The organism is Methylomonas rosea (genome assembly GCF_024505055.1).
GTDB lineage: Bacteria > Pseudomonadota > Gammaproteobacteria > Methylococcales > Methylomonadaceae > Methylomonas > Methylomonas rosea.
On the sequence record NZ_JANIBL010000043.1, the window covers coordinates 1 to 17,001 of the forward strand.

General features: G+C 52.8%; 19 protein-coding genes. 10 read left to right on the plus strand and 9 right to left on the minus strand.

Annotation, left to right across the window (positions count from 1 at the left end; translation table 11 throughout):
* Together NP589_RS13905 and NP589_RS13910 are read right to left on the minus strand one after the other, a co-directional pair.
* Positions 1-580: efflux RND transporter periplasmic adaptor subunit (locus NP589_RS13905; RefSeq protein WP_256607533.1), on the minus strand; the 580-nt coding region annotated here is incomplete at its 3' end.
* A gap of 62 nt (positions 581-642) precedes the next feature.
* Complete coding sequence (locus tag NP589_RS13910; protein ID WP_256607534.1) at positions 643-1,455, minus strand: oxidoreductase; 813 nt, start codon at positions 1,453-1,455, stop codon at positions 643-645.
* A gap of 103 nt (positions 1,456-1,558) precedes the next feature.
* Here NP589_RS13910 and NP589_RS13915 point away from each other — a divergent pair, with 103 nt between their 5' ends.
* Positions 1,559-2,002 (plus strand): winged helix-turn-helix transcriptional regulator, encoded by a 444-nt coding sequence (locus tag NP589_RS13915; RefSeq protein ID WP_256607535.1) that lies wholly within the window; start codon positions 1,559-1,561, stop codon positions 2,000-2,002.
* A gap of 488 nt (positions 2,003-2,490) precedes the next feature.
* Here NP589_RS13915 and pmbA read toward each other — a convergent pair whose 3' ends face one another.
* Genes pmbA through NP589_RS13945 form a run of 6 tightly spaced genes read right to left on the minus strand, consistent with a single transcriptional unit; the run spans position 2,491 to position 8,329 of the window.
* A complete protein-coding gene (gene pmbA / locus NP589_RS13920; RefSeq protein WP_256607536.1) occupies positions 2,491-3,822 on the minus strand; it encodes a metalloprotease PmbA in 1,332 nt (443 codons plus the stop codon).
* Between the two features lie 57 nt (positions 3,823-3,879).
* Positions 3,880-5,319 carry a metalloprotease TldD gene (gene tldD / locus NP589_RS13925; protein WP_256607537.1) on the minus strand — a complete coding sequence of 480 codons (1,440 nt, stop codon included), beginning with the start codon at positions 5,317-5,319 and terminating at the stop codon, positions 3,880-3,882.
* Between the two features lie 43 nt (positions 5,320-5,362).
* Complete coding sequence (locus tag NP589_RS13930) at positions 5,363-5,827, minus strand: hypothetical protein (RefSeq protein WP_256607538.1); 465 nt, start codon at positions 5,825-5,827, stop codon at positions 5,363-5,365.
* A gap of 2 nt (positions 5,828-5,829) precedes the next feature.
* Positions 5,830-6,696, minus strand: coding sequence for a 23S rRNA (adenine(2030)-N(6))-methyltransferase RlmJ (locus NP589_RS13935; RefSeq protein WP_256607539.1), 867 nt, complete (start codon positions 6,694-6,696; stop codon positions 5,830-5,832).
* A gap of 38 nt (positions 6,697-6,734) precedes the next feature.
* Positions 6,735-7,085, minus strand: a complete 351-nt coding sequence (locus NP589_RS13940; protein ID WP_036278996.1) for a DMT family protein — start codon at positions 7,083-7,085, stop codon at positions 6,735-6,737.
* Positions 7,082-8,329, minus strand: a complete 1,248-nt coding sequence (locus NP589_RS13945; protein ID WP_256607540.1) for a multifunctional CCA addition/repair protein — start codon at positions 8,327-8,329, stop codon at positions 7,082-7,084. The genes NP589_RS13940 and NP589_RS13945 overlap by 4 nt, the downstream gene beginning before the upstream one ends.
* Positions 8,330-8,422: 93 nt before the next feature.
* On the opposite strand from NP589_RS13945, the gene NP589_RS13950 reads away from it, so the two are divergent.
* The 7 genes from NP589_RS13950 (at position 8,423) to pqqE (ending at position 13,177) form a co-directional block, all read left to right on the plus strand.
* Positions 8,423-9,211, plus strand: coding sequence for a sulfite exporter TauE/SafE family protein (locus tag NP589_RS13950; protein WP_256607541.1), 789 nt, complete (start codon positions 8,423-8,425; stop codon positions 9,209-9,211).
* 154 nt (positions 9,212-9,365) lie between these two features.
* Positions 9,366-9,440 carry a pyrroloquinoline quinone precursor peptide PqqA gene (gene pqqA / locus NP589_RS13955; protein WP_054760176.1) on the plus strand — a complete coding sequence of 25 codons (75 nt, stop codon included), beginning with the start codon at positions 9,366-9,368 and terminating at the stop codon, positions 9,438-9,440.
* A gap of 109 nt (positions 9,441-9,549) precedes the next feature.
* Positions 9,550-10,461, plus strand: a complete 912-nt coding sequence (gene pqqB / locus NP589_RS13960) for a pyrroloquinoline quinone biosynthesis protein PqqB (protein ID WP_256607542.1) — start codon at positions 9,550-9,552, stop codon at positions 10,459-10,461.
* A gap of 12 nt (positions 10,462-10,473) precedes the next feature.
* On the plus strand, positions 10,474-11,202 hold the full coding sequence (gene pqqC / locus NP589_RS13965) for a pyrroloquinoline-quinone synthase PqqC (protein ID WP_256607543.1): 729 nt from the start codon (positions 10,474-10,476) through the stop codon (positions 11,200-11,202).
* A 2-nt stretch (positions 11,203-11,204) separates the two neighbouring features.
* Positions 11,205-11,768, plus strand: a complete 564-nt coding sequence (locus NP589_RS13970; protein WP_256607544.1) for a Uma2 family endonuclease — start codon at positions 11,205-11,207, stop codon at positions 11,766-11,768.
* A 34-nt stretch (positions 11,769-11,802) separates the two neighbouring features.
* Positions 11,803-12,075: a pyrroloquinoline quinone biosynthesis peptide chaperone PqqD gene (gene pqqD, locus NP589_RS13975; protein WP_256607545.1), complete on the plus strand. Its 273-nt coding sequence runs from the start codon at positions 11,803-11,805 to the stop codon at positions 12,073-12,075.
* Positions 12,053-13,177, plus strand: coding sequence for a pyrroloquinoline quinone biosynthesis protein PqqE (pqqE, locus tag NP589_RS13980; RefSeq protein WP_256607546.1), 1,125 nt, complete (start codon positions 12,053-12,055; stop codon positions 13,175-13,177). Before pqqD ends, pqqE begins: the two co-directional genes overlap by 23 nt.
* Before the next feature lie 45 nt (positions 13,178-13,222).
* Here pqqE and msbA read toward each other — a convergent pair whose 3' ends face one another.
* Positions 13,223-14,995 (minus strand): lipid A export permease/ATP-binding protein MsbA, encoded by a 1,773-nt coding sequence (gene msbA, locus NP589_RS13985; RefSeq protein ID WP_256607547.1) that lies wholly within the window; start codon positions 14,993-14,995, stop codon positions 13,223-13,225.
* 57 nt (positions 14,996-15,052) lie between these two features.
* On the opposite strand from msbA, the gene NP589_RS13990 reads away from it, so the two are divergent.
* Positions 15,053-16,177, plus strand: a complete 1,125-nt coding sequence (locus NP589_RS13990) for a glycosyltransferase family 9 protein (protein WP_256607548.1) — start codon at positions 15,053-15,055, stop codon at positions 16,175-16,177.
* Positions 16,178-16,270: 93 nt separating this feature from the next.
* The gene (locus NP589_RS13995; RefSeq protein WP_256607549.1) at positions 16,271-16,993 is read left to right on the plus strand and encodes a glycosyltransferase family 25 protein; all 723 of its coding nucleotides are present in this window, start codon (positions 16,271-16,273) and stop codon (positions 16,991-16,993) included.
* Positions 16,994-17,001 lie beyond the last annotated feature (8 nt).

Sequence of the window (17,001 nt, forward strand, 5' to 3'; positions counted from 1 at the left end):
CCTCGACAGCCAGCGCCGTGACCACGCCATCGCGGTCGGCATGCAGCTCTGTATAGTTCAGCTGGTTGCCGGCCTCAGCCCATTGCGCTTCCAGCGCGGCTGCCCGCTCCCGCGCCGTGGTATACGAGGTTTCGTGGCGTTGGAATTCCGGTGGGCTGATGACTTGCTGGGCCAGCAGCTCGCGGTATCTCTCCAAGTCGTCGCGCAAGAAATTACTGTCGGCCTGGGCGGAAGCCAGCTGGGCCTTAATGGCCTGTACGGCGAGGCGATAATCGTTGCCGTCCAGTGTCGCCAGCAATTGGCCTTTACGCACCGGATCGCCAACGTCTACTTTGCGCTCCAGCAGCTTACCGGCTACCCGGAAGGATAAGGGCGTTTCGATTCTTGCCCTGATTTCTCCGGCAAAATTTCTAGCGTCAACTGCGGTATGGTCCTGGATTCGAAACACTTTCACCGGCCGCGAAACCGCTGGCGTTGGTTTGTTCTGATCGCTGCATCCGACGCTTACCATCAGCGGCAGCAAAGCGATCAGCAGCCGGCTGCTGGTGGCTGGTAGCAATGGAATTTTTGGTTTCGGCATGTTGCTTTCCTCTTTCGGTATGCTTCGAAAATGAATCATGTCGTTCTCTTCCGTTCAGCAACTCAGGCCGGCAAGTTATTAAATTTCCGCAAACTCTTGTCTACCATGGCTTCCGGGAGGAAACGGCGCAGGAAACGCACCTGGCTTGCTTGTTTTCCGGCGGTATATCGCCTTCTGGGAGCTGCGGCAGTTGCGGCTTTCAATACCGTATCAGCGACCACTTCCGGGGCGTCGCCGGCATTCACTCCATTCCGCATGAACGCTGCCATGCCTGCACGTACCGAGTCATAGACGGCAAGCGGCTGATCAGGTCTCGTTAGACTTTCTTCGAACGAGGTCCGGGTAAATCCGGGTTCGACCAACACAACCCGAATTCCGAATGTGCGCAGTTCGTGGTCGAGGGATTCGGAATAGCCCTCAACCGCATGCTTGGTCGCAGCATACAGCGCGTTGTAAGGCGATGGGATCAAACCAAGGACTGAGCTGATATTGACTATCCGTCCTTGCTTTTGACTGCGCATGGTCGGTAACACAGCCTTAGTCACGCGGGTGATGCCGAACACGTTCACGTCGAACAAGGCTTGGGCCTGGGCGGTGGACGACTCTTCCGCAGCGCCGAGCAAGCCAATGCCGGCATTGTTGACCAACAGATCGATGCGGCCGGCCTGTTTCAAGACTTCGGCTACCGTGTTCTTTACCGACGCTTCGTCGGTCACGTCGCAGGTCAGCATCGTGATGCCTGCTATGCTGGCAGACGCCTTGCGACTTGTGCCGAATACGCGGTAACCCGCTTGTTGCAGGGCCTTGGCCGTTACTAGCCCAATGCCTGAGGATGCGCCGGTGATCAGGGCTACAGAATTGTCTTTATTGCTCATATCAAATCTCCTTGTTGAGGTGGATAGTCTGGCGACTAAGTGTTACTATCAATTTGAAACCAATGTTACTATCAAAATGAAAGTAAGTCACTACTAAAAAAGTATGAACGATAAAAATATTTGCGCCGACCCCTGTCCGATTGCCCGCTGCCTAGCTTTTCTCGGAGACACCTGGAGTTTATTGCTTCTGCGGGACGCCCATATTGGCCTGACCCGTTTCGACCAATTTCGGAAAAGTCTTGGCATCGCGCCGACGATTCTGACCCGGCGCTTGGCGACGTTAACGGAGGAAGGATTATTGGAAAAACGGCTCTATTCGGAGCGTCCGCCACGTGAAGAGTATGTGTTGACGGCCGCCGGCCGCGACTTTCTGCCGGTACTCATGATGATTGGCGCCTGGGGGAGCCAGTATCGCGGCGACGGTCGGTTGGTGCGCGTCCAGGATGTTGAAACGGGAGAGTATATTAAACCGATCGCCATCGACGAGGTGACCGGGGCAAGAATCGGGACTCGCCCGCTACGCTTTGTGATGCCGGGCAGCGATTGAAGCACTATAGCTCCATACACGGCTAATGAAGACTTGTGCGTTGGTGGAATTATTGGAGAGTTCCAGAAAAAAAGCTCTCATGCACCAAGATGATCGCTTGCTTTGGTAATGCGGCCTGGATTCGCGAATCTCCAGAAGTTGTTGATAAGCAGATGATGGATTTAAACAGATGAGAGGGAACGAATACCAAAGAACCCCGACCTTGAAGCTGATAGAGTTTTGTAACTCAAAAAGCGTTTTGAACGCAAAGAAACGTGGTTATTTCAAAGTCCAATTCTCTGGAGCAGTCTAGTTCAAGTATCTTTAAACCAGAGCAACGGCCTCAAAGGAAATGCACAGGATTAATAAGCTACGTTAATCCCTGTTTCACTGACAAATCCGTAAAAAACCGCGCCTAGAAAACGTGTGGTCAAGTGCCTACTTCTGATGTTAACGAAGTCCAGGCGGGTGGATTTATATTATCGTCCACGCATACAGTCCAGCGGCATTTACTCACCGGCAATCGCCATCTGCTCCAGCAAAATAGAACCGACTCTAATATTGCCGCGTAAATCCACATCGTTACCGATGGCCACAATATTGCGCAGCATGGACTTCAAATTGCCGGCGATGGTAATTTCTTGCACTGGATACTGGACCACGCCGTTTTCCACCCAAAACCCGGAAGCGCCGCGCGAATAATCTCCGGTCACGCGATTAACGCCCTGCCCCATCAATTCGGTCACCAGCAAACCGGTGTCCAGCAATTTCAGCATGCCGGCAAAATCGTTACTGCCGGGTTCAACGGTCAGATTGTGCACACCGCCTGCATTACCGGTAGTTTGCATGCCCAATTTGCGGGCGGAATAGGTGCTGAGTATGTAACTGCGCAAAATGCCGTCACTGACAATATCCCTGGCTCTGGTCGCCACACCTTCGGAGTCGTAACTGGCGCTGCCCAGCGCGCCGCGCAGAAACGGCTGCTCATGAATCCGCACAAAATCCGGCAAAATCTGCGTATCCAGCGTATCCAGTAAAAACGAGGATTTGCGATATAAACTGCCGCCGCTAATCGCACCGATCAACGCCCCGATCAAACCGGACGCCATTTCCGACGCGAACAATACCGGACATTGCCGAGTACTTAGACTTCTGGCGTTCAGACGAGCGAGCGTCCGTTGCGCGGTTTTTTCGCCGACTTGTCTAGCTGATTCCAGGCCGGCAGCATTACGGGCCACGCTGTACCAATAATCGCGCTGCATCGCATCGCCGCTGCCGGCCAGCACCGAACAGCTCAGGGAATGCCGACTGGACTGGTAACCTTGCAAAAAACCGAGCGAATTACCGAATACCCGCGTGCCTTGATGCGTATTCACCGAAGCGCCTTCGGAATTGCTAATCGCCTTGTCGTAGCCGCGCGCGATGTTTTCGCATTCGATGGCGATGCTTATGGCTTGTTCGGCGTCAATATCCCAGGGATGGTTCAAGTCCAGATCCGGAAACTCGGTTGCTAATAACTCGGCATCGGGCAATCCGGAATACGCATCGTCGCTGGCATAGCGGGCGATACTACAGGCTGCCTTAACAGTTTCCTTCAATGAGTCAGCGGAAATATCGTTGGTACTTGCAGAGCCCTTTTTCTGGCCGAAATAGACGGTAACCCCTATGCCTTGATCGCAGTGATATTCGACGGTTTCCACTTCACCCAGGCGCGCCGACACGGACAACCCGTTATCAACGCTGAACGCCGCTTCGGCGCCGCTGGCGCCTTGTTGTTTGGCTTCGTCCAATAATTGCTGAACGACATTTTTTAAGCGATTAATTTCTTCCTGATTTTGCACGGTAAGTCTCTTAGAATTCGATTACATGTGTGGGCCGAAGCATGTTGGCCCGAGGCATTAAACGCTGGTGCCGCCGACGGTCAAGCCGTCTATTTTCAAGGTGGGCTGACCGACGCCGACCGGTACGCTTTGTCCGTCCTTGCCGCAGGTGCCGACGCCGCTATCCAGAGCCATGTCGTTTCCGACCATCGAGACTTTCGTCAACACGTCCGGACCGTTACCGATCAGGGTCGCGCCTTTAACGGGGCGGGTGATTTGGCCGTTTTCGATGAGGTAGGCTTCGCTGGTGGAAAACACGAATTTGCCGGAGGTAATATCGACCTGCCCACCGCCGAAATTCCTGGCGTACAAACCTTTTTTGACCGAGCGGATAATCTCGTCCGGGTCGCTGCTGCCGGGCAACATATAGGTGTTGGTCATACGCGGCATTGGCAAATGCGCATACGATTCGCGGCGCCCGTTGCCGGTAGGCTTTACGCCCATCAGACGCGCGTTGAGCTTGTCTTGCATATAGCCTTTCAAAATACCTTTTTCGATCAACACGGTATTTTCGGTGGGCGTGCCTTCGTCGTCGATATTCAAGGAACCGCGCCGCCCAACCAAAGTGCCATCGTCCACCACAGTGCATAAGTCCGACGCCACCCGTTCGCCGACTCGGCCGCTAAACGCCGATGTACCCTTGCGGTTGAAATCGCCTTCCAAACCGTGCCCGATGGCTTCGTGCAACAAAATCCCCGGCCAACCCGGCCCCAATACCACGGTCATATTGCCGGCCGGCGCTTCCTGAGCTTGTAAATTGACCTGGGCCAAACGCACCGCTTCGCGGCCATATTCAAAAGCCCGGTCGTTTTCCAGAAAGAAACTGTAATCGCTGCGACCGCCGCCGCCCATGCTCCCCTGCTCACGACGACCGTTTTCGACCATGATTACCGTGACGTTCATCCGCACCAAGGGCCGCACATCCGCAGCCAGAGAACCGTCCTGATTGGCAATCAAAACGCTATCGTAAGCTGCAATCAGGCTGACCATCACTTCCTCGATGCGGCTGTCCAACTTGCGAGTTTCGCTATCGACGCGTTTCAACAAATCGATCTTTGCTTGATCCTCCAATGACTTTAGGGGATTGAGCGGCTGGTACAACTGCGGCCAGCTCTTGGCGACTTCGATCTGACGCTGCGCCTGCTGCCCTTGTCTGACAATAGCTTTTACATTGTTGGCCGCTTCCAGCAAGATCGGCAATTCGATGCGGTCACTGTAAGCAAAGCCGGTTTTGTCGCCGCTGACGACGCGCACACCGGCACCGTGCTCGATCGAGTGACTGCCTTCCTTGATTATGCCGCCTTCCATGGACCAGGATTCGAAATGACTGGACTGAAAGTAAATATCCGCAGCATCGACCGGCACGCTGAGCAGCGCGGCCATCACTCGATCTATATCCTGGGTTTGCAAGCCGTTGACGGCAAGAATGGATTGGGTAACTTGTTCTAGTAATGGCATAAGAAAATTAAAAATAAAACGGTTTCGTCAAGGATGCGCACAATCACATCACGAAAAATGAGGCGATATAAGCAACAACCACGGCAGTCACGGCAATAGCCACCTTGTCCCTTATCGTCAGCGACAGCCAATACAACTCTAATTCGGTTTTCCGCCGCACCCAGGTATTCAGCAGCATTTGTTTAAAAGATGCCCAAAGCCGGGGTACTAATTTCGAGAGTCGATAAAAACCAAACCAGGCGATGGTGACCAATATATAAAACGTCACCACCTGGCTACCGTGGCGGTCTGATTCGAATAAATACTCGATAATTTCACCAACATCCAACAGGTGAAACAGTAATTCGACGGCTTCTTCAATGCCTAACTCGACGTACTCGAAGACTACATGAAAGCCTTCGAACACCAGATGCATCAATTCACCCAGTAACTCCAGCGTCACATCGTACATGACGATAGCGAGTACCACAAAACCGACGATGATCAAGTCGAGATTCTTTCTAATCATGGCTAATTCCTTACCGCACTCGCCGCTATCGACTCCGGCACCTGCCATTCGACTTTCCAATACCCCTTACCGTCCGCCAAGGCTTGATTCAAGCAAGGTAGCAGGGCTTCCGCTTGACTATCCAGCTGCCACGGCGGATTGATGATCAACATGCCGGAGCCGGTCATGCCGCGTCCCGGCCCGTCATCGGCTATACAATGCTCGATCCGTAACTGGCGAGGAATGCCACTTTGCGCCAATTGCCGCATAAAGTTTTCGGCCGCCGCCCGGTCAATGACCGGATACCACAGCGCATATACGCCAGTAGCGAAGTGCTTGTATGCAGTTGTCAGAGCCGCTACGATTTTTTTGTATTCGTCTCGCATTTCATAACTGGGGTCGATCAAAATCAAGCCGCGTTTTTGGATAGGCGGCAATTTCTTGCTCAAGGTTTGCAAGCCATCTTCCTTGGTAACACTCACCTGTTTATCGCCGGCAAATAATTGCTGAAGGGCCTCCACATCGCTACTGTGCAATTCCGACAATAGCAATCGGTCTTGCGCCCGGACCAAGCGCTTTACCAGCTGCGGGGAGCCGGGGTAGCGCACCAATTGCCGACCGGTATTTTCCGCACGCACCGCGGACAGATAATCTTTCAATTCCGGCGGCACATCCTGACTGTCCCAAAGCTTGGCTATACCTTGCTGATATTCGCCGGTTTTTTGGGCAAACTCGGATTTAAAAGAATATTTACCGGCGCCGGCATGGGTATCGATATAAACGAAAGGTTTATCTTTCTGCTTTAGTGCGTTGATCGCCAGCGTCAGCAGACTGTGCTTTAACACATCGGCAAAATTGCCGGCGTGAAACCCGTGGCGATAACTAAGCATGCTGTCTACCCATTTTTATTATTCCAATCCGTTCAATTTCAGCTTAATTTGGCTCTGAACATAAAAAACACCGCGCCTAGCAAACATAAACCGGCCCATAGATAATCCAGTTTCAGCGGCTCTTTCATGTAGTACACCGAGAAGGGCACAAATACGCTCAGCGCAATCACTTCCTGCATAATTTTCAGCTGGGCGACGCTGCATTGCGTGTAACCGATACGATTCGCCGGCACTTGTAACAAATACTCGAACAGGGCGATGCCCCAACTGACGAATGCGGCAAGCAACCAGGGCTTATTATTCAATTCCTTTAAGTGTGCGTACCAGGCAAAGGTCATGAAGACATTGCTGCAAATCAATAAGCCGGCGGAGATCAGGATGGCATTCATGCTGATTCTACTGTTAGGTGCTGATAGCCTTGCTTGTAATCGTTGATGGCTTGAGCCCGCAACTTCCGGATGGCGAGACCAATCTGTTCGCCTTGCAAGCCTTTCAGCAAAGCCGCCGAGGTATCGACAGCCGTGGCCGCCATGGCGGCTGAACGAATGTAGTCGGCTTGCGGGTAAGGCCTGTCTTCGAATCCGGTCCGCCCACGCGCGTCGGCTTCGCAAGCCTGTAAAAATTCATCCAGGCGGCTATCGGGCTTAAACGCGCCGATGGTTTGCAACATATCGGTCAAGGTATCGGCGCGCAACTCCAAAGCCCTGTGGCAATGGGTGTGGTATTGCATGACCTGAGCGCACAGCGATTTAAAATTATTCGGCACCCGCAATCTTTCGCATAGTTTGGCAAGCACCGGCAAACCTTTTTGCTCGTGTCCGTGATGACTGGGCCAATGCTGACTAGGGGTCAACGCCTTGCCTAAATCGTGCAACAAAGCCGCCAAGCGTACCTCCGCCCTATCGGAAAGCCGCGCGGCCTGCTCCAGCACCATCAAGGAGTGCACACCGGTATCGATTTCCGGATGGTATTTTTCCGGTTGCGGTACGCCGAATAAGGCGTCTACCTCTGGAAAAACCACCTGCAAGGCGCCGCAATCCTTCAATACCTGAAAAAACGCCGCCGGCGTCCGCTCCAATAAAGCTTTATGTAATTCCGCCCAAACCCGTTCGGCGACTAGAAAGTCTGCTTCGCCAGCGAAGACCATCTCGCGCATCAATTGCAGTGTTTCCTCGGCGACAGTAAAGCCCAAATGCGCATAACGGGCTGCGAAGCGGGCGACGCGCAAAATCCGCACCGGGTCTTCCACAAATGCCGCAGACACATGCCGCAGAATACGGTTATCCAAATCCCGCCGGCCGTTGTAGGGATCGATCAATTCGCCGTCGGCATCAATTGCCATCGCGTTGACGGTTAAATCCCGTCGCAACAAGTCTTCTTCCAGGGTAACATCCGGCGCGGCATGCACCGCAAATCCCTTGTAACCCGGAGCAGTTTTACGTTCGGTGCGTGCCAAGGCATATTCTTCGTGATCGAGCGGATGCAAGAAAACCGGAAAGTCTTTGCCAACCGGCCGAAAACCAGCGGCCAGCATGCTGTCCGCGGTCTCACCGACCACTAGCCAGTCGCGCTCCTTAACCGGATAACCCAGCAAACGGTCGCGAACTGCGCCGCCGACCAGATACGTTTTCATGCCTTACCAACTCGCCTGCTAAATGGATCAAAAGACACAGTATAAATGAGTCGCTATCATAGTGCTTTGCTTATTCCCCAGCCATTATTCATCATGACGGAAATTTTTTTAGCCCGCCTTTTACTGGGCATTCTTGCCGGTGTTTGCGCCGGCTTGTTCGGCATAGGCGGGGGAGCATTGATCGTGCCGGTCCTGGTCTGGCTATTCCAGGCTCAGCAGTTTGATCTGGAGCAAATCATGCTGATAGCCGTCGCCACGTCATTGGCAACTGCGATCTTTACGTCGGCGGCCTCGGTGCGAGCACACCACAAACTGGGAAACATCGATTGGCGACGAGCCTGGCATTTAGCCCCGAGCATGCTGCTAGGCGCCGGCGGCGGCGCGGTATTGGCCGAATATATCAGCGCGGATTTACTGCGCTGGTTTTTCGTTGCCTACCTGATTTATACCAGCGTACAAATGGCGATACCCAAGCAAACAAAAGCATCAACGCATCCCGCCAAACAACTTCTGGACTATCCGATAGGTCTATTGATAGGTGTGCTGTCTGCGATATTGGGCATCGGCGGGGGCACCATGACTGTACCTTACCTGGCGAGCAACGGTTTGATCATGAAAAACGCCGTCGCCACCTCCAGTACCTGTGCAATCCCTATAGCCCTGGCGGCTGCAACCAGTTACGCGGTACTGGGTTGGCAAGATAGTCAATTACCAGTTGGCAGTTTCGGCTACCTGTACCTGCCCGCCTTCGCCGGCATTGTCTTAACCAGCATATTTACCGCACCTTTAGGCGCCAAATTGGCGCACCGCTTGCCGGCACAAAAATTGAAACGTTACTTCGCGATCGTGCTGTTGGCGCTTGCGCTCAAAATGGCCTGGTAAGGCAGGGAACTTAAGCGCAGAGATATAGCTCGAACCAACGTTAGTTCCGGTTTGATTGCTCTGTTGCGCAAAGAAAAACTTCATCGTATACTTCGGCGCAGCTTTCTCGATCAAGCTATCGCACACAACAACAAAGCCTCTGGAGGGTATATAAATGAAATGGGAAACACCAGCTTATAATGACATGCGTTTCGGTTTTGAAGTTACCATGTACATCTACAACCGTTAATCCTTAGGGATGACGATAAAAAAGGGGCATTTTCCTGCCCCTTTTTTTTGCCTGGCGTTTTTTAATCCCGTATCATGCCTCGCTCGTTCACCAACCCCTAAAAGCGAACATGAAGATTAGAGTTCTCGGCGCCGGTGCCGGCGGCGGTTTTCCGCAATGGAACTGCAACTGCGATAATTGCCGACGCTTGCGTAACGGCCAATTCAACGGCAAAGCCCGCACCCAATCGTCGATTGCGATCAGCACAGACAACCGCAACTGGCTGCTGTTCAATACCTCGCCGGACATACGCGCCCAATTGGAAGCGTTTCCGGCCATCCAGCCCAAAGAAGGCATCCGCGACACAGGCATCAAAGCTGTGCTGCTGATCGACAGTCAGATCGACCATACCACCGGCATGCTGATGCTGCGCGAAGGCAAACCGTTAAACGTGTATTGCACCGACATGGTCAAGCAGGATCTGACCAGCGGCTTTCCGCTATTCAATATGCTGAAGGACTATTGCACCGTTAATCACCATCCGATTGCCTGCGACGAAACGCCGTTCGAGATTCCTGGGATTGATGACATCCGGATTTATGCCCACGCACTGAAAAGCAAGGCGCCACCCTATTCGCCTCACCGTCACGATCCGCACGATGGCGATAATATTGGTGTGATCGTCGAGCAGATTTCCACCGGCAAAAAACTGTATTACTCGCCTGGCCTCGGTGAAATTGAACCGCACGTGTTGCAGGCGATGCTGAATGTGGACTGCCTCATGGTAGATGGCACGTTCTGGACCGACGACGAAATGGTCGCTCGTAACATTAGCCACAAACATGCCCGCGAGATCGGCCATTTACCGCAATCCGGCCCCGGCGGCATGATTGAAGTGTTAAACGGCGTACCCAAGGCCCGGAAAATTTTGATTCATATCAACAACACCAACCCGATTCTCGACGAAGATTCGCCGGAACGTAAAACCCTGGATGCCAACGGCATCGAAGTGGCTTACGACGGACTGGAAATTGACTTATAACAAAGGTGTTACATGACTGCTGATAATCAACCCTGGAGCCGCGAAGAATTCGAAGCCAAATTGCGCGGCATGGAAAAGTTCTACCACATTCATCATCCGATGCACACGCTGATGAATGAGGGCAAGCTGACCAAACAGCAATTGCAAGGCTGGGTCGCCAACCGCTTTTACTATCAGGTGATGATTCCGATCAAGGACGCCAATATCATGGCCAACTGCCCGGACCGGGAAACCCGCGCCAAATGGGTGCAACGCATTCTCGACCACGACGGCCATCCAGGCGACCCAGGCGGCATCGAAGCCTGGATCCGCTTAGGTATTGCGGTTGGCCTGACCCGCGAAGAAATCACCTCGCTGGAGCACGTGTTGCCAGGCGTGCGGTTCGCCGTCGACGCTTACGTCAATTTCGCCCGCCGCGCCGAATGGCACGAGGCCGCCAGTTCATCGCTGACGGAACTGTTCGCCCCAAAAATTCATCAACAACGCCTGGACAACTGGCCCGATGTCTATCCATGGGTCGAACAAGAGGGTTACACTTACTTCCGTAAACGCCTGACCGAAGCCCGCCGCGATGTGGAACACGGCCTGGAGCTGACGCTGGACTGGTACAAAACTCGTGAGCAGCAGGAACGCATGGTGCAAATTCTGAAATTTAAACTGGATGTGCTGTGGACGATGGCCGATGCGATGTATCTGGCTTATGTTGCCGACATGCCGCCGTATTTCAACATCGAGCAATAGCGATGCAAACTGCCGAACAGATCCGTTTCAGCGCCGAAGATTATCTTACTTGGGAAGACACCCAAACCGAGAAGCATGAGTTTATCTCGGGCGAAGTGTTTGCGATGACCGGGGCGAGACAGGATCACGTCATCGTCAGTTTGAATATCGCTTCGGCTTTAAAACAGCGTTTACGCGATACACCTAGTCGGCCTTATATATCTGATTTGAAACTGCGCGTCAAAGCTTCGGATGCGTTTTTCTACCCTGATGTAATGGTTTCCTGCCATGCCGACGATCTGAAGAACGCGCGGTTTATCGAGCATCCATCGTTGATCGTCGAAGTCTTATCCGACTCAACCGCAGCTTTCGACCGCGGCGGCAAATTCGCCGCCTACCGCAAGCTCGCTTCGCTACAGGAATATCTGATCGTCGACATCGAAGCCCGCCGGGTGGAATGTTTCCGCCGCACCAGCGATAACGACTGGCTGCTGCACGATTATGTCGACGCAGTCGATTGCGAGCTGACCAGCCTTGGCATAGAAATCCCCATGGCCGAAATTTTTGAAGACATCGAACCGGCTTGATTCTGTTGCCGTTTGCTCAACCAATTAAAATCCTATGACCATCACCCCCGATCAACTTATCCAATTCTCGCCGCTACACCGGCTGCAATGGGAAGAAGCTCAACAAAAATACGTGATTCTCTATCCCGAAGGCATGGTCGAGTTGAACCAAAGTTCAGCGGAAATACTCAAGCTGTGCGACGGTAGCCGGATGCTGGCGCAAATCGTCGCCGAATTGGAAGAGAAATTCGCCACGTCCGGACTGACCAACGACATCACTAACTTTTTGAACGTGGCATTACAAAATGGCTGGATCAAACAAGCTTAACATCACTCCGCCGCGCTGGCTGTTAGCCGAGCTGAGCTACAAGTGTCCGTTGCAATGCCCGTACTGCTCCAATCCGCTGGATTATGCTAAATATCCCAACGAATTGAGCACCGAGGATTGGAAACGCGTATTAAGTCAGGCCCGCAAAATGGGCGCAGTGCAACTGGGATTTTCCGGCGGCGAACCGCTGACCCGCCAGGATTTGACCGAATTAGTCGGATACGCGCGCGAGCTGGGTTATTACTCCAATCTGATCACCTCCGGTTACGGCTTGAGCGAAGAGAAAATCGTGGAATTGAAGCAAGCCGGTTTGGATCACATCCAGATCAGCATCCAGGCCAGTACGCAGGAACTGAACGATCACATCGCCGGCACGGCCACTTACCAACACAAACAGGACGTGGCAAAGCTGATTAAGAAGCACGGATATCCGATGGTGCTTTGCGTGGTAATCCACCGCGAAAACATTCACCAAATGCCGCAGATACTGGAGATGGCCGAAAACCTCGGCGCCGATTATCTGGAACTGGCCAACACCCAATATTACGGCTGGGCGCATTTGAATCGCGACGCCTTGCTGCCAACCAGGGAACAATTCGAAGAAGCGGAAAAAATTGCGCAGGCTTATAAGGAAAAAGTCGCCGGTAAGATGAAGATTTATTACGTGGTGCCGGATTACTACGAAGACCGGCCAAAAGCCTGCATGAACGGCTGGGGTACCACATTTTTGACCATCGCCCCAGATGGCACCGCGCTGCCTTGCCATTCAGCGCGCGAATTGCCCGGCCTGGATTGCCCGAACGTGAAGGATTTCAGCATAGCCGAAATCTGGAACGAATCGAAAACTTTCAATTTCTTCCGCGGCACCGGGTGGATGCAGGAGCCTTGCCGCAGCTGTGACGAGAAACTCAAAGACTTCGGCGGCTGCCGCTGTCAGGCATTCTTGTTCAACGGCGATATGTACAGCACCGATCCGGTGTGCAGTAAATCCCCGGAACGGCACAGAATCGACACCGCGATCAATTCGGCGCGCGAACTAGCCTTATCGGACCGGGAAAAACCGCTGGTGTTTCGAAATAGCAAAAACTCCAAACAATTCTAAACAGTTATTTCCGCCGGCGGATCGCCAGAGCCACCGGCTGACTCATCACTCCTGCGACACAGGGCTCGCCGATTGCTCTACTGCTTCGGTTTGACTGACATCTTGAAACTGCATTTTATGTAATTTGGCATACGCCCCATCACGAGCCAACAGTTCGCGATGCGAGCCTTGCTCAACTATCCGGCCTTTATCCATCACCAAAATCACATCCGCGCCTTCAATGGTGGACAAGCGATGCGCCACCACCAAGGTCGTACGGCCTTGCATCACCCGATTCAGCGCGGCCTGGATGTAGCGTTCGGATTCGGTATCCAAGGCCGAGGTGGCTTCGTCCAAAATTAAAATCGGCGCATCCTTCAATAAAGCCCTTGCCAACGCTAAGCGCTGCCGTTGTCCACCGGAGAGTTTCACCCCGTTCTCACCGATTTCAGTTTCCAGCCCTTGCGGCATTTTGCTGATAAAGTCCATCGCATAGGCATCGACAGCGGCCTGCTCTATCTGTTCTCTGGCCGCGCCTTGTAGCGCGCCATAGGCGATGTTATTCGCGACGGAAGCGTTGAACAAGGTGACGTTTTGCGTAACCAAGGCAATCTGCCGGCGCAAACTGTCCAGGCGGTAGCGTTTTAACTCCACCCCATCGATCAAAATCTCACCCTGCTCGTACTCATAAAAACGCGGCAACAAGTTAATCATGGTGCTTTTGCCGCCGCCCGATGCACCCACCAATGCTACGGTCTGCCCAGGCTCGATAGTCACATTGATATTGTTCAGGGCAGGCGTTTCGCTGCCGGGATAACTAAAACTGAGATTTTTGAATTCGATGCGACCCTGACTGCGCTCGACCTGATAATCGCCGCCGTCGATTTCGGCCGGCTCGTCCAACACTTCAAATAAAGACTCGGCCGCCGCAATGCCGCGCAAGATCTCGGAATTCGCATCGCTTAACTGGCGAATCGGCTTGGGTAATAGAAACGCCGCTGTAAAAAAGCCGACAAATTCACCCGGACTGGACGATTTCATCATGATCAAGGCCAGATACATCATGCCGGCCAAAGCAAAAGAAATGACCAACTGCATCAGCGGGTTGTTAAGGGAGACCGTCATGATCAGTTTACGGTATTGGGTACGGTTATCCAGGCTGGCTTTTTTAAAACGCTGCCGCTCGTAATTTTCGCCGCCGAAACTTTTCACGATACGGTTTCCGGAAACCATTTCCGAGGTAATATGCGTCAAATCACCCACGGTATCCTGCATGTTGCGGCTCAATCGTTTCAAGCGCTTGCCGACATAACGCACCATGATCGCCACTACCGGCGCAATTGCCAAAAACACCAGCGATAACTGCCAGTTGGTATACGCCAGATAACCCAGCAAACCCACAGCGGTAAAACCTTCTCGGACGAACGAGCGTATCGAATCGGATGTAGCGCGCGTGACTTCGCCGATATTATTGGTAATCCGCGAAATCATGTAGCCGCTGTTATGCGCATCGAAATATTGCACCGACAAGCGCGTGTACTGATTAAAAATTTCGCAACGCAGCTTATGAATCAAATTGCCGGAAATCCGCGCCAGATAGTAATTACCCAAAAACGAGCCGATACCCCGCACCAGAAACAACACCACAAAGGCCAGCGGCAGGTATTGAATATCCCCCCGGTCCGGCGCTCCAAAGCTGTCGATGATGCGCTGAATAATCATCACCACCGCCGGCTCGGTCGCGGCATAGATCGCAAAACCGATGGCAGTTACCAAAAATAAACGCCAATACGGCACCACAAACGCCAGCAAACGCTTGTAAACTTGGCCGTCCGTCATTGTTTTGCGCGAATTTTGTAACGTGTTCAATACTGTTTACCTTTAAAATGTAAAGCCATGTTGATCAGCCAGCGCTCCATGCCCAACCAAAAACCGCTCAATATACAACCTAAACGCATTTTGGTGATAACCCTGCGTTATCTGGGCGATACCCTACTGGTGACGCCATTAATTTCTTCGCTGAAGCAAGCCTATCCGGGTGCGGAAATCGATGTTTTATTGCCGGCAAGTAACGCGGGCATGCTGGAAGGCAATCCCGACATCCATCGCTTGCTGCCCGTGACGGGTAAACTCGGCGGATTGGCCTTCGGCAAATTATTGTTTAGCCTATTTCGCCGTTACGATTTAGCTATTTCTACGCAAGCCGGCGACCGGCCCACGCTATGCGCGGCGATAGCCGGCAAGACCAGCATCGGCTTTGTGCCTGACGATGCCGCTAAGGCTTGGTGGAAGAAAGTGCTACTCAAGCGCTGGCTGGTATTTAGCGCGGATTACGGTCACGCTGTATTGGAAAACTTACGCCTCTGCGAATTGCTCGGCATAGCGCCTTGGTATCGTTTGACCCCGCCGCGCAGTTCATCGCCGATACCCGCTCTAGCCGATCCATATGCCGTTCTGCATATTATGCCGCAATGGCGCTATAAACAGTGGCATGCCGAGGGCTGGCGAGAACTCGTCGCCTTTTTAGACCGGCAAGGCTTTAAAGTCGTATTGACCGGCAGTGGCAATCCTGGTGAGTTGGAAGCCTTGCGAGAATTGCAACAACAACTGTCCGCAGAGGTGTTCAATCTGGCCGGTCAGCTTTCGCTGGCGCAATTGTCCGCTTTGATTGGCAAAGCGACATTGTTCGTCGGTCCCGACACCGGTATCACCCATTTGGCGGCGGCCACCGGCACCTTGACTTTTGCATTGTTCGGACCAACGGACCCTAATAGATGGGCACCCTGGCCGTATGGATACAGCGAGAATAAAGCACCTTTCGCGGCATGCGGCTCGCGCCAAGTCAATAATGTTTATCTGATACAAGGCCAAACCGAACAAAACTGCCTACCCTGCCAACTGGAAGGTTGCGATAGACACCGAAATAGCCACAGCGCCTGCCTCGATCAGTTATCCAGCGCCCGAGTGATAGACGTGATAGCGCAAACATTGCAAGCCGGACAACCCTCTGCATCGCATTGATTGCCGGACAACAGCAATAACAATGATGTTATTTTCCACAAAACCGTCGATAATCGGGGCTTTTTGTCAGCCGCCTAATTTCAAATTCGCATGATGCCATCGCCAAGCCTTGACCGCATTTTGGTTTTGAATGTTAAGAAATTCGCTCAACGGCGTATTTTTATGGAGCAGCAATTGTGCGAATTCGGATTATCAGCCGAATTTATTTTCGACTGGGACATAGACGATTTGACGGACAGCGTGATTGCCGAGTTTTTCAGCAACGACCATCTCACGCCGGCCCAGCAATCTTGCGCGCTAAAACACGTAGCAGCCTTACAAAAAATTGCCGATGCTAACGGGCAGGGCTTCACATTAGTACTGGAAGACGACGCGGTGTTTGGTAAGGACCTCAAGCTCGGCTTAGAAAGGGCGGTCGCCCAAAGCGAGCAGTTTCCCGGCGACAAAGTAATCTACATTGGCTCAGGCGGTAACTTTTTTACACCCAAGAGTCAGCGTAAACAGGGTCAGTACCTTTATCCAGGGCATCGCGGTCGCTTTGCCGACTCCTACCTGATCGATGCCAGCACCGCTCGCCGACGACTGGATTGGATTAAAGCTCACAAAATCGCGGAACCCATCGACAATCAATTCGAACAAATCGACAAACAACTGGGAATTCAAATACTTTGGCTGGAGGACCCGGTCATCGAGCAAGGCAGTAAGAACGGCCTGTTCAAAAGCGCACTGGAAGCAGATCCACCCACCTGGCTGAAAGGGCTGTTTTTCCGCTGGGAAAAACTCAAGCGCAAATACATCTACCAGTTATGGCGTTAAGGACGCAG

Coding starts and splice junctions, on each gene's coding strand:
- NP589_RS13970 (WP_256607544.1), top strand. CDS start 11,205: ATGCAAACTGCCGAACAGATCCGTTTCAGCGCCGAAGATTATCTTACT.
- pqqC (WP_256607543.1), top strand. CDS start 10,474: ATGACTGCTGATAATCAACCCTGGAGCCGCGAAGAATTCGAAGCCAAA.
- NP589_RS13910 (WP_256607534.1), bottom strand. CDS start 1,455: ATGAGCAATAAAGACAATTCTGTAGCCCTGATCACCGGCGCATCCTCA.
- pqqB (WP_256607542.1), top strand. CDS start 9,550: ATGAAGATTAGAGTTCTCGGCGCCGGTGCCGGCGGCGGTTTTCCGCAA.
- pqqE (WP_256607546.1), top strand. CDS start 12,053: ATGGCTGGATCAAACAAGCTTAACATCACTCCGCCGCGCTGGCTGTTA.
- NP589_RS13950 (WP_256607541.1), top strand. CDS start 8,423: ATGACGGAAATTTTTTTAGCCCGCCTTTTACTGGGCATTCTTGCCGGT.
- msbA (WP_256607547.1), bottom strand. CDS start 14,995: ATGACGGACGGCCAAGTTTACAAGCGTTTGCTGGCGTTTGTGGTGCCG.
- NP589_RS13935 (WP_256607539.1), bottom strand. CDS start 6,696: ATGCTTAGTTATCGCCACGGGTTTCACGCCGGCAATTTTGCCGATGTG.
- NP589_RS13915 (WP_256607535.1), top strand. CDS start 1,559: ATGAACGATAAAAATATTTGCGCCGACCCCTGTCCGATTGCCCGCTGC.
- NP589_RS13930 (WP_256607538.1), bottom strand. CDS start 5,827: ATGATTAGAAAGAATCTCGACTTGATCATCGTCGGTTTTGTGGTACTC.
- tldD (WP_256607537.1), bottom strand. CDS start 5,319: ATGCCATTACTAGAACAAGTTACCCAATCCATTCTTGCCGTCAACGGC.
- pqqD (WP_256607545.1), top strand. CDS start 11,803: ATGACCATCACCCCCGATCAACTTATCCAATTCTCGCCGCTACACCGG.
- NP589_RS13945 (WP_256607540.1), bottom strand. CDS start 8,329: ATGAAAACGTATCTGGTCGGCGGCGCAGTTCGCGACCGTTTGCTGGGT.
- NP589_RS13995 (WP_256607549.1), top strand. CDS start 16,271: ATGCCATCGCCAAGCCTTGACCGCATTTTGGTTTTGAATGTTAAGAAA.
- NP589_RS13940 (WP_036278996.1), bottom strand. CDS start 7,085: ATGAATGCCATCCTGATCTCCGCCGGCTTATTGATTTGCAGCAATGTC.
- NP589_RS13990 (WP_256607548.1), top strand. CDS start 15,053: ATGTTGATCAGCCAGCGCTCCATGCCCAACCAAAAACCGCTCAATATA.